The organism is uncultured Arthrobacter sp. (genome assembly GCF_964021775.1).
Taxonomy (GTDB): Bacteria; Actinomycetota; Actinomycetes; order Actinomycetales; family Micrococcaceae; genus Arthrobacter.
On the sequence record NZ_CAXHZI010000019.1, the window covers coordinates 61329 to 72723 of the forward strand.

The 11395-nt window shown below is 67.1% G+C and carries 10 protein-coding genes; 6 read left to right on the plus strand and 4 right to left on the minus strand.

Annotated elements, in window-relative coordinates; translation table 11 throughout:
- Positions 1-30 precede the first annotated feature (30 nt).
- Both ABIN76_RS14145 and ABIN76_RS14150 read left to right on the plus strand, forming a co-directional pair.
- Positions 31-492 (plus strand): phage tail protein, encoded by a 462-nt coding sequence (locus tag ABIN76_RS14145; RefSeq protein WP_346960313.1) that lies wholly within the window; start codon positions 31-33, stop codon positions 490-492.
- Between the two features lie 365 nt (positions 493-857).
- The gene (locus ABIN76_RS14150; RefSeq protein ID WP_346960314.1) at positions 858-1676 is read left to right on the plus strand and encodes a hypothetical protein; all 819 of its coding nucleotides are present in this window, start codon (positions 858-860) and stop codon (positions 1674-1676) included.
- A gap of 88 nt (positions 1677-1764) precedes the next feature.
- On the opposite strand, the gene ABIN76_RS14155 is transcribed toward ABIN76_RS14150, so the two are convergent.
- Positions 1765-4176 (minus strand): alpha/beta fold hydrolase, encoded by a 2412-nt coding sequence (locus ABIN76_RS14155; protein WP_346960315.1) that lies wholly within the window; start codon positions 4174-4176, stop codon positions 1765-1767.
- Positions 4177-4246: 70 nt separating this feature from the next.
- On the opposite strand from ABIN76_RS14155, the gene ABIN76_RS14160 reads away from it, so the two are divergent.
- Entirely contained in the window at positions 4247-4879 is a 633-nt protein-coding gene (locus tag ABIN76_RS14160) for a TetR/AcrR family transcriptional regulator (RefSeq protein WP_346960316.1), read from the plus strand.
- Between the two features lie 28 nt (positions 4880-4907).
- A complete protein-coding gene (locus ABIN76_RS14165; RefSeq protein WP_346960317.1) occupies positions 4908-5765 on the plus strand; it encodes a 3-hydroxyacyl-CoA dehydrogenase in 858 nt (285 codons plus the stop codon).
- A 25-nt stretch (positions 5766-5790) separates the two neighbouring features.
- On the opposite strand, the gene ABIN76_RS14170 is transcribed toward ABIN76_RS14165, so the two are convergent.
- Positions 5791-6597 (minus strand): SDR family oxidoreductase, encoded by an 807-nt coding sequence (locus tag ABIN76_RS14170; RefSeq protein ID WP_346960318.1) that lies wholly within the window; start codon positions 6595-6597, stop codon positions 5791-5793.
- Positions 6598-6641: 44 nt separating this feature from the next.
- Positions 6642-8798, minus strand: a complete 2157-nt coding sequence (locus ABIN76_RS14175; RefSeq protein ID WP_346960319.1) for a transglycosylase domain-containing protein — start codon at positions 8796-8798, stop codon at positions 6642-6644.
- A gap of 245 nt (positions 8799-9043) precedes the next feature.
- Here ABIN76_RS14175 and ABIN76_RS14180 point away from each other — a divergent pair, with 245 nt between their 5' ends.
- Positions 9044-10063 carry an LLM class flavin-dependent oxidoreductase gene (locus ABIN76_RS14180; RefSeq protein ID WP_346960320.1) on the plus strand — a complete coding sequence of 340 codons (1020 nt, stop codon included), beginning with the start codon at positions 9044-9046 and terminating at the stop codon, positions 10061-10063.
- Between the two features lie 47 nt (positions 10064-10110).
- Entirely contained in the window at positions 10111-11049 is a 939-nt protein-coding gene (locus ABIN76_RS14185; RefSeq protein WP_346960321.1) for a 5'-3' exonuclease, read from the plus strand.
- A 145-nt stretch (positions 11050-11194) separates the two neighbouring features.
- Here ABIN76_RS14185 and ABIN76_RS14190 read toward each other — a convergent pair.
- The coding region (locus tag ABIN76_RS14190) for a hypothetical protein (protein WP_346960322.1) at positions 11195-11395 on the minus strand (201 nt) is incomplete at its 5' end.

Sequence of the window (11395 nt, forward strand, 5' to 3'; positions counted from 1 at the left end):
GGGTCCCACTACGTCCTACCAGGAGGGTGAATGCCGTACGCCGTTGACTTTGAGAATGTTTCCACTGTCGGCTTGGAATCATCGCAATTTGCCGAGGCTCTCGCCGGGCTGCGGGCAAATGAAGCACGCTATTACCGGAACAAGTACGGCCACGTCTTCACCGTTAGCCCGGCGAGCGAGGCCCAGGACGTCGTCGACCGGGTCAGCCGCATCCTCCGGGAGGAGCGTGACATCGTCATTGGCTCCCGGCCGCTGGAGGCGACGGCGTTCGAGGTGGACGAGCTGCAGATGGCCTACGTGTTTTATGAATCGGGGCTGGCCATCAACGTGATGTATGGCACCAAGGGCGGGAAGCGGGCTGTCGGCTTCAAGCTGTCCGAAGGCATGGACATTCCGGAAGAACTCGCGGAGCGCTTCAAGTTCGCGCGCCAAAAATCCAAGCTGGCGGGCGTAATCCGGGGGTCCTACTTCGTGATCAAAGGCGAGTACTGACGGCTGGGCCCATCGGCCCTATCCTCACCCCTCCATCAGTCCCTAGCGTGGATCGCGCCGGTACCGCCGTCGAGGCGGGCCGCCGGCGCTTTCGAAAGAGCTGGGGAACCATGTGCGCTGAACGGATATATGCCCCTCGAAGAAGCCTTGCACTTTCTGCGGCGCTTGCACTTCTGCTCGGCGGCTGCGCGCCGGGGGGTGCGTCGCCGTCAGCCCAGTCGTCGTCGCCGACGCCAGGGTCGGGCAATCCGGCCTGTGACCTCATCACGCCGGAGATAGCGGCCACAGTGGATCCGAGCCTTGCCGGCTCCGGGCAGGTCCAGGCAGGCAACCTGGCAGCGAAGCCCGCATACCAGTGTGGCTACATGAGCAAGTCCGAGAAGGGCCTGGCCGCCCTCACCGCCACGCTGACCTCACCCGCATCGGCTGCCGACCTCGCCGAGACGAAGAATTCCCCGGACTGCTCGCCAGTTGAGGGTATTGGCGACTTCGCGTGCTTCCAGTGGACCGGGTGGTTCCGCGGCGAGGCCGGCGGGGCATCGGCCAACACGGTCCTCAAGGCGGTCCGCGGCAACGAGTCCCTCGACCTGCGCATTGTGGCCATGCCGCCGATGTCTTCCGAAATCCCCGTCCCGGACGGCAACGCCGCGGCCCGCGCGCTCGCCCAGGCGGCCGTCGACGCCGGGTGGGGCAACGGGAGCCCGCTCACCGTTCCGTCCGCGCCGCGCGTCGGCCCCCAGACCACCACCAACAACCCGGCCTGCGCCCTGGTCAGCGCGGAAGAGGTCAGGCAGGCGTTCGGCGCGAGGACCCAGGCGCAGGTCCTCCCGGGCGAGGGCAACTGCCGGTACACCTTCGGCGCCCTGGGCACGCCCGGACCGGACTCGCTGATCTTCTCCACCGAAATCCATCCGGGCGGCGCGTCATCGATGTTCGGGCTGCCGGGCGGCGAGGAGATCCAGGATGTCGGGGACAGAGCAGTCTTCATCGTCCGGTCGGAGCCTGCCGGACCGAAGTCCCTCCGGCCCGCCGGGGACGTACCCATCACGATCATGTCCCTGATGGTGGCCCGTGGCCGGAACATGGCGATCTTCACCGCGCAGATCCTGCTGTCCCCGACCGGCGCCACAGCCGGGCAGACCAAAGACAAGTTCATTGCCCTCGTCAAACAGGCCGATTTCTGAGCTGTGACCCGGCGGACCTGTGATCCCGCGACCCGCGGCCCACTCCGTCAAACGGCACGGCCAGCGGACGGCCCGCGACCGGCCTCCCTCAGCGAACTGTTGTCCGCGGCCCTGCCGGAACCCGGGACAGGAAGCCCTCAACCACCTCGGCGAACTCGTCGGGACGTTCAATCTGCGGCATGTGCCCCGTCTTCGCAAAGACATGCGCCTCGGCATGCGGCAACGCCGCCGTCGCCGCCGCCAGATGGCTGTGCGGGAGGATGTGGTCGTGGTCGCCCCAGACCACCAGCGTGGGGATGCCCAACTGCCCCACGGACCCGAGGAGGCTGCTGCGCCATTCGGCCCTGACACCGGAAATAGTGCCCAGGTCGCGGGCGACGTCAACGAGCGTTTGCCGGTGGGCCGCCCGTTGCGACAAGGCAAAGGCATGGCCTATGCGAGCGTCGGTCACCAGAGTTTTATCGTAGAAGAGCGACTGGACGGTGCGGCGGGATGCCGTCGGATCCGGGCGCAGGAGCAGTGCCGCCAGCGGCCTGACCGCGAGCAGGCGCAGCACCATCGCAACCTCTTTGCCGAACCCGGCGCTGTTGGCCAGAACCAGCGCGGAGACGCGGTGCGGGTGATCGGCGGCGAGCTTCATGGCGACGGCGCCGCCGAGCGAATTGCCCATCACGGGAAGCGGCCCGTGTACCCCCACGGCGTCGAGAAAGGCGGGTAGCGTTCCCGCCAGCGCGGCCAGCGTCGTCGGCCCGGTGAGCCGGTCCGAGTACGCGAAGCCGGGCAGGTCCACGCTGATGACGGTGTACCGTGCCGCGAGCCGCTCATGCTGCTCGTTCCAGTCCTCGAGGCTCTGGCCGATGCCGTGCAGGAGCAACACCGGGTCCCCGCTGCCGGTCTTCCGGTAGCGCAGGCGTGTGCCGCCGACGTCGACGTGCCCGGAGCCGGGAAGCGAGAGCGGGTCCGGAGCCGCCGCCGTCGTACCCCGTCCGGACGCCCGCACCTGCTGCCCGCGCCGCCCGAACCGGACGTGGTCGGTGAGCCGGCCGGCCCTGAGCAGGGCGAAGTCGCGCAGGTAGTTCTGGTGCAGCCGCCAAGGCGAGCCGGCGCCCTGCCGGGGCAACCGGTCGGCGTCGCGCAGGATGTAGCCGGCCTTCAGGTCGATCAGGGACGTCAGTTCGGCGTCCGCGACGCCGGCGGGAGCCTTCGGTGCTACCCACTGCAGGTTCCGGCGGTCCAGGTGCTTCAGCAGCCGGCAGATGTAGCCCGCCACCAGATCCGCCTTCAGGGTCCAGGAAGCGTTGGTGTAGCCGATCGTGAGCGCAAAGTTGGGCACGCCGTCGAGCATCATGCCTTTGTATGTCAGGGTTTTGCCGACGTCCACGGGCTCGCCGTCCACGGTGAGGCTCATTCCGCCGATCACGAGCAGGTTCAGTCCGGTTGCCGTGACGATCACGTCGGCCGGGATCGATGTGCCCGAGGCCAGGTCAATGCCGTGCGGGGTGATTCGCGAGATGGTGTCGGTCACGATGTCGGCAGTGCCTGCGCTGATGGCGCGGTAAAGGTCCCCGTTGGGGATCGCGCAGAGCCGCTGGTCCCAGGGTTCATAGGACGGTGCCAGGTGCGTGTCCACCGCGAAGCCCGCCGGCAGTTTGGCGACGGCTGACTTGCGGAGGATGGCCTTCATGGTTTCCGGCCGGCGCCGGCTGAGCTGGTAGGTAAACATCGAGAAGAGGATGTTCTTTGCCCGGACGACGTCGTATGCCAGTTGCGCGGGCAGCTTGCCACGGAGCCGGTCGGCCAGGTGGTCCCGGGATGGCACCGGGGCGATGTAGGTGGGGGAGCGCTGGAGCATGGTGACCTTGGCCGCCGACGTTGCCATGGAGGGCACGAGGGTCACTGCGGTGGCCCCGCTGCCGACGACGACCACCTGTTTCCCCTCGTAATCGAGGTCGGCGGGCCAGTGCTGCGGGTGGACGATCGTTCCGGCGAAGCTGCCGGCCCCTTCGATGGCCGGGGTGAACCCCTCGTCGTAGCGGTAGTAGCCCGAGCAGACGGACAGGAACGAGCAGGTAAAGGTCACCGTGGCATCCGGACCGGATACCGCAGCGTCCTGCCGGTATTCGCCGTCGGAGGTGGTGACGGCCGTAACCGTCCACAGCGCAGTATCGCTGGACCACTCGGCCGAGATCACCCGGTGGTGCAGCCGGATCCGCGGCGCGAGGCCCTCGTCCGCGACGGTCGCCTCGACGTATTCGCGGATCGAATCGCCGTCGGCGATGGCCTTGGCGCCGGCCCAGGGCCGGAACGAGTAGCCGAGCGTGTACATGTCGCTGTCGGAGCGGATGCCCGGGTACCGGAAGAGATCCCAGGTGCCTCCGACCGCCCCGCGGGACTCCAGGATCGTGAAACTTTTTCCGGGGAGTTCGCGCTGCAGCCGGGCCGCAAAACCGACGCCGCTCAGCCCTGCGCCGACAATCAACACATCCACGTGTTCGCTCATGTGGCCAAACTATCGACTTAAAGTTGAGAGAGTCAACACGGTGTTGAGAAAGCGGGCTAGGATGGGGCGCATGGCTCAACGAGGACGACGCACCGCAAGGGTTTCGGGGGATGAACGCCAAGACGCGATCCTCATCACCGCCGAGGCCCTCCTCGGCGAGCGGGCCTTCGACGAGATCTCCATTGAGGAGCTGGCCCGCGGCGCGGGCATCTCGCGCCCCACCTTTTATTTCTACTTCTCCTCCAAGGATGACGTGCTGCTGGCCCTGCTGGACCGTGTCATCACCGAGGTGGAGCACCGGGTCGGTGAGCTGCCGCGGGACTTCGAAAGGGACCCAGCGGAGGCCTGGACCCGGTCCATCGGAGTGTTCGTCGACGTATTCGTGGCCCACCGCGGCGTCGCCGCCGCCGCCATCGCGGCGCGGGCCCGCAACAATGAGGTGCGCGCGCTCTGGTCCAAGTCAATGGAGTCATGGGTCGACTTCTCCAGCGACGTGATTCGCTCTGAACAGGCCCGGGGGGCCGCCCCGGAGGGGACCGACGCCCACGACCTGGCGGTGAGCCTCAACCTGATGAACGAGCGGGTGATCACCGCGGTCCTGAACCAGGAGAGTCCTGCCATCGCGGAGTCCCGCGCCCTGGACGTGTTGTCAACCATCTGGATCCGCAGCATCTACGGGTCCGCCAATCCCGGCCGCGGGTAACGCCCGCGCGCCCAAAGGAAGGACTCCCATGCCCGCAATCAAGACGGTGACCGTGCTCGGCACCGGAGTGCTTGGCTCGCAGATCGCCTACCAGGCCGCTTTCCACGGCTTCGCTGTCACCGCCTATGACCTCGACGACGACGCCCTTGAGCAGGCGCGGGCCCGGTTCGCCAAGCTCGCCGGCATCTACCGGGCGGCGAACATCGCCGGCGCCACGGACGGCAAAGCCGAGTCCGCCCTCGGCAACCTCCGCCTCACCGCCGACCTCGCGGACGCCGTCTCCGACGCCGACCTCGTGATCGAGGCCGTTCCCGAACTGCTGCAGCTCAAGCGCGACCTTTACCGCAAGCTCGCGGAGCTGGCCCCCGCCAGGACCATCTTCGCCACCAACTCGTCCACGTTGCTGCCGAGCGACCTCAAGGAGTCCACCGGACGTCCCGACCGCTTCCTCGCCATCCATTACGCCAACAACATCTGGGCGCAGAACATCGCCGAGGTGATGGGCACCGGCGACACCGACGCGCAAGTGTTCGACGCCGTCGTCGAGTTCGCGCGGAACAGCGGGCTGGAGCCGATCGAAATTAAGAAGGAGAAGGCCGGCTACGTCCTGAACTCCCTGCTGGTCCCGTTGCTGAACGCGGCCGCCGGGCTCCTGCTGCAGGGCGTTGCCAGCCCGGAAACAATCGACAAGACGTGGCGCATCGCCACCGGAGCGCCCAGCGGGCCGTTCCAAATATTCGACGTCGTTGGCCTGGCCACCGCGTACAACATCGCTGCGTCCTCGCCGGATGCCGGCTCGCAGGCGTTCGCCGGGTACCTGAAGGAGCACTACATCGACAAGGGCAAGCTCGGCGTCGCCACCGGCGAGGGCTTCTACACGTACTGAGACAGCCCGGTCCGCTACCCAGGTGTCAGCCGCGGCCGTCCGTGTCCAGGACCGTGACGTCGAGGGGCATGCGGTTAGCCCGGCGGAGCCGGCCGGCCAACACATTGCGCACCCCACGGGTCACCATGGTGGTCTTCGTCAGATACCGGAACTCGGCAGCGTCCGATGTTACGAGATTCAGGAGCGGGCGCGCGGCGTCGTCGGCGGTCTGCCCCCACAATGCGACGACCACCTGCAACGCGCCCAGCCGATGGTCGTACCCGGGCTGGGACGTGATGTGACCCAGCAGGTCCGTCATCACCAGGCCCGGATTCATGCCGTGCACCCGGACCCCGGTGCCTTTGGTCTCAAGCCGCAGCGTCTCGGTGAACTGCCGGACCCAGCGCTTGCTCGACGCGTAAGCATTCTGCAGTGCGACCGGACCCTTGTCGCCTTGGCCGTAGACGTTCACCAGGTCGCCGTGGCCTTGGCCGAGAAACACTGGCAACGCGACTCTGGAACCGTGAAACGTGCCGAATATGTTTGTACGCACAACGCGCGTGAAGTCGTCCACGGGCGTTGATGCTGTGGGTCCGAAGACCCCGGAGATTCCGGCGTTATTGACCCAGATGTCGAGCGAACCGCGGCTTAGGGCCTCGTCGCGGAGGGCCTCGACGTCGGCCAGCTCGGCGGTGTCGCAGCGGCGTCCGGACGCTGAGATCCCTTGCCCGCGCAACCGCTCGACGGCAGCGTCCACATCGTCGCCGGATCTGGACGCCAGCACCACGGTCACCCCCTGCATCCCCAACGCCCTGGCCATGGCAAACCCGAGCCCGCGTGTCGAACCGGTCACGACCGCGATGCGCCCGCGCAGAGCCTCCCGTTGTGAAGTCCTGGTCACGGCTTGGGCGGCTTCGTCATGGCCTTGGGCGGCGGCGGAAAGGGTGCGGCGGGGTAGAGCCGGGCCACCTGCTGCATGTACTTCGCCCACTGCGGGCCGGCCAGCATGTAACCGTCGATGTTCCGATAGAACTTGCCGTTGATGGTGACGTTCTGGCCTGGCCGCTTCTGGCCGCCCAAAGTGTCGCCGAAGAAGGAGGCGGTGGCAAGGCCGGTGGTGTAGCCGACCACCCAGGTCGCCCCGTTGTTGTTGGAGGTGCCCGTCTTGGCCGCCACCGGCACCCGGTCCTGGACCTTGGGTTCGATGTAGATCCCGGACCCGCGTTCCAGCACGTCCTGGAGCACGGCGTTCACACCGCGGGCGACCTGGGGCTTGACCGCGCTGCGGCAATTGGCGGCCTGGGCCGGCAGCTCCCGTGCGGCCGCATCGGTCACGGCCGTGATGGCAATCGGGGCGCAATACTTGCCGTCCGCCGCGAAGGTGGCAAACGCGTTGGCCAGGTGCAGCGGAGCCACGCCGATGGCACCGAGCAGGTTGCCCAGCTGGTGCATGTTTACCCGGGCGTTGTCCACGCCGCTGTGGAGGCCCACAGCGTCCACCATTTTCTGGATCCCGCAGAAGTCCAGCTGGGCGGCCTCAGCGAAGGTCGCCGTGTTGATGGAGTTGTAGAGCCCGTAGTTGACGGGCATTTTGCGGTAGTAGCCCTGATCGTTGTTTTGCAGATCGTCAGCGGCGCCCAGGGCCCTCTCCGCCGAGTTGTAGGCCCCAAGGACCTTGCCGCAGCTGGACTTCCACGGGAAGTCCAGCGGGTATTTGCGCCGGGAAGCGTCCACCTCGACGACCATGGACTTGCCCTCGTTGAGCCACTCCGCGAAAGTGAACGGTTTCATCGTGGACCCTGGCTGGAACCCGCCGGCGCCGTTCAGGTCCTTGCCGTTGGCGTCCTTGGCGTCGACGTTGAAGTTCAGCTGGGTGTCGAACTTCCCGCGTGCGGGGAGGAACACCGTGTTTTGCGCCATGGCGAGGATCCGGCCCGAGCCCGGCCGGATGGTCACCAGCGACGCACCCCACTTGTCCGGGTTGGCACCTGCCGTGACGTTTACCTGTGCCTGCGCGGCCGCCTGCAGCCTGCTGTCCAGTGTGGTGGTGATGGTCAGGCCGCCGCGGTACAGCCGCTTCTCCCGGTCCGTGGCGTCGGCACCGTAGGCGGCGTTGTTGAGGATTAGGTGGGAGACGTAGTCGCAGAAGTACGGCGCCATTTCCGCCACGGAGCAGCCCTGCTTTGCAGTCGCTATCTTTAGCTTGACGCCGCTGGCGACGGCCGCGTCGTGGGCAGCTGTGGTGATCTTTTTCTCGCTGAGCATCTTGTCCAGGACCTGGTTGCGCCGCGTGATGGAGTTGTCCGGGTGGACGGCCGGGTCGTAGAAGCTGGGGCTGTTGACCAGCCCGGCGAGCAGGGCCGCCTGCGGCAGGGTGAGGTTTTTGGCGGTGGTGCTGAAGAAGTGCCGCGCCGCGGCCTCAATGCCGTACGCGTCCCGGTTAAAGAACACGATGTTGAGATAGCCCTCAAGGATCTGGTCCTTGGTGTACTTCTTCTCCAGCGCGAGGGCGAGCTTCATCTCGCGCACCTTGTCGCCGATGCTCTTCTGCCCGCTGAGGACGACCTGGTTGCTCCGGTCCGCCGACAACAGGGACTCATTGATCACGTTCGTAACGTACTGCTGGGTCAGGGTGGAGGCGCCTTGCCTGCCGCCGCCGGTCAGGTTGGAGGTGAGGGCCCGGAGAATCCCTTGCGGGTCGACGCCGGCATGCCCGTAAAAGCGGCTGTCCTCGATGGCGACGATCGCGTCCTTGATGTACGGAGACATCTGGTCCAGCCGGACCCTGACCCGGTTCTCCGCGAAGAAGGTGGCGATCAGTTTCCCGTCGGCGCTCAGCACTTTTGTTGACTGCGACGGCGGATTAACAGCCAGTTCGCCCGGGAGGTTGTTGAAGAAGGTGATTGATCTGCTGACGGCAACGCCCGCGGCCGCGACGCCGGGGACCAACAGACTGGCGGCCAGAACACCGCAGAGGGCGCTCACTGTCAAGAACCCGAGGACCCTACGAAAGGCCGCGGCCAGCCGAAATCCGATTCTTCTTTTCGTCGCCATTTTCTGTCCAGCTATCAGGCCCAAAAACTGAGCCCAGAATATGCCGGGACTCCGCCGAAGGACCAGTGCCGGAGTGCCCTGCTGCTGAGCCGGCCGGCTGCGGGGCCCGGCTGGGAGGCCCGCTGCGGGGCCCGGCTGCTGGGCCCAGCTGAGAGGCCCGGCTGGGAGGTCCAGAGATGCGCAGCCTTCGCCGGGGGCCCCTGCCGCTTCCGGGGTTTCGGTTCCCTGTGAGAGTGTGAGTTCTGATGAAACGGATCGGTTTTCTCTCTTTCGGCCACTGGGGTGACGTCCCCGGCTCCCGCGTACGCACCGCACGGGAGGCCCTCCTGCAGGCGATCGACCTGGCCGTGGCCGCGGAGGAAGTCGGCGTCGACGGAGCATTCTTCCGCGTCCACCACTTTGCCGAGCAGCAGGCCTCGCCGTTCCCGCTGCTCGCCGCGATTGCCGCCCGCACATCCCGCATCGAGCTCGGCACCGGAGTCATCGATATGCGGTATGAAAACCCGCTCTATATGGCTGAGGAGGCGGCCGCCGTCGACCTCATCAGTGGCGGCCGGCTGCAGTTGGGGATCAGCCGTGGTTCGCCCGAATCGGTGCTGGCCGGGTACGAGGCTTTCGGCTACCGTCCGGCCCAGGGCGAGTCAGACGCGGACCTGGCCCGGCGGCACACGGAGCGCTTCCGGACCGCCATCTCCGGCGTCGGCCTTGCCCGCCCCAATCCGCAGTTTGGCGGGAACGCCGGTCCGGCCCCGATTCAGCCGCGCTCGGCAACGCTCCCGGAGCGGATCTGGTGGGGTGCCGGTAGCCGGGCCACCGCGCGGTGGACAGGGCAGCAGGGCATGAACCTGATGTCCTCCACCCTGTTGACCGAGGACACCGGAATTCCCTTTGACCAGTTGCAGGCGGAGCAGATTGCCGGCTTCCGGGAGGCGTGGACGGCGGCCGGCCACGCGCACACCCCGCGGGTGTCCGTGTCACGCAGCATCGTTCCGTTGACCGACGACGAATCGCGGCACTATTTCGGACTGCGTGCCCAGGCGGGTGCCCGGGACCAGGTGGGGTACCTCGACGGCGGGTTGGCGCGGTTCGGGCGCAGCTACATTGGCGAACCCGGACAGCTGGTTCAGGAGCTCGCCCGGGACGCTGCCGTGGCCGCGGCGGACACCCTGCTCGTCACCGTCCCGAATCAGCTCGGCGTGGACTTCAATGTCCGGCTGCTCGAAGCGATTTCCCGCGAGCTGCGCCCCGCCCTGGGCTGGGACTGACCCTTACCTTCGGCTGACATGGGCATTTATCCGTGCAAGGATCGGCTATGCCCCAGCGCCTGATGCTGCTTGATACCGCGTCATTGTATTTCCGGGCCTTTTACGGCCTCCCGGACACGATCCGCCGCGACGACGGCACACCGGTAAACGCCGTTCGCGGCCTGCTCGACATGATCGCGCGGCTCACCACTGATTACCACGCGACGCATCTCATCGCATGCTGGGACGATGATTGGCGTCCGCAATGGCGGGTCGAGCGGCTTCCGGGCTACAAGTTGCATCGGGTCGCCGAGGCAGTAGCGGGCGCTCCCGACGTCGAGGTGGTGCCGGATGCGCTGACCGCACAGATCCCCATGATCCGCAGGGTGCTCGGTCTGGCGGGCATCGCCGTCGTCGGAGCTGCCGAACACGAGGCCGACGACGTCGTGGGCACCTACGCCAGCCACGCCGGACACCCGGTGGACGTGGTGACGGGGGACCGCGACCTCTTCCAGGTCGTCGACGACGCCCGGCAGGTGCGGGTGATCTACACCGCGCGCGGCATGAGGAACCTCGAGGTGGTGACCGACGCGGTCATTGTCGGTAAGTGCCGGGTGCTGCCGGAGCAGTACGCCGATTACGCGACGCTTCGCGGTGATAGCTCCGACGGGCTGCCCGGAGTGGCCGGTATTGGCGACAAGACCGCCGCATCGCTGCTTGCCGAATACGGCACGCTTGGCGGTCTGCTCACCGCAGCAACTGACGCGGGCAGCGGGCTGTCATCGTCCGTCCGCGCCAAATTAGAGGCAGCCGCGGACTATCTCTCGGCCGCGCCCGACGTCGTCAAAGTCGTGCGCGACCTCAACTTGCCGACGCTCGAAGAGGCGGGTGCGCAACTGCAGCCCGTCGCTGGCGATGCCCGGGCCGAGCTTGAGGCTCTTGCCTCCGAGTGGAAGCTGGGCAGCTCGGTTAAACGACTCCTCGAAGCGCTTGAGCTACACCGCTGACTTTTCCTCACCGGGACGTGGCTCAGCGGCTTTCAGCGTCCCGACCGCTGTCCGCCAGATCAGCTTGCTGGGACCGCGGCGAGGCTGGCTGTCCCAGATGGCGAAGGCCAGGAAGCCTCCGCGGCCCGGGTGGCCGGCGGCGCCGTTACGCCGCCGCGAGCAAGTCCCAGTCCGGAAAGGGGTCTTCGATTGGTTCGTCCCGGGCGGTGAAGTGGTACCAGTCCGGGAAGGGGTCCGGGGGCAGTTCCGAGTCAAGGTACCCGCCAAGCTCCGGGAACGGGTCCGCGGGCGGGCCGGGGTCGGGGTAGCCGCCGGGGTCCGGAGGCAGGACTTGGTTCAGCTCAAC

Bases quoted from the DNA above. Each gene is read 5' to 3' on its own strand.
- ABIN76_RS14165 (WP_346960317.1), top strand. From the start codon at position 4,908: ATGCCCGCAATCAAGACGGTGACCGTGCTCGGCACCGGAGTGCTTGGC.
- ABIN76_RS14185 (WP_346960321.1), top strand. From the start codon at position 10,111: ATGCCCCAGCGCCTGATGCTGCTTGATACCGCGTCATTGTATTTCCGG.
- ABIN76_RS14175 (WP_346960319.1), bottom strand. From the start codon at position 8,798: ATGGCGACGAAAAGAAGAATCGGATTTCGGCTGGCCGCGGCCTTTCGT.
- ABIN76_RS14150 (WP_346960314.1), top strand. From the start codon at position 858: ATGAGCAAGTCCGAGAAGGGCCTGGCCGCCCTCACCGCCACGCTGACC.
- ABIN76_RS14160 (WP_346960316.1), top strand. From the start codon at position 4,247: ATGGCTCAACGAGGACGACGCACCGCAAGGGTTTCGGGGGATGAACGC.
- ABIN76_RS14145 (WP_346960313.1), top strand. From the start codon at position 31: ATGCCGTACGCCGTTGACTTTGAGAATGTTTCCACTGTCGGCTTGGAA.
- ABIN76_RS14180 (WP_346960320.1), top strand. From the start codon at position 9,044: ATGAAACGGATCGGTTTTCTCTCTTTCGGCCACTGGGGTGACGTCCCC.
- ABIN76_RS14155 (WP_346960315.1), bottom strand. From the start codon at position 4,176: ATGAGCGAACACGTGGATGTGTTGATTGTCGGCGCAGGGCTGAGCGGC.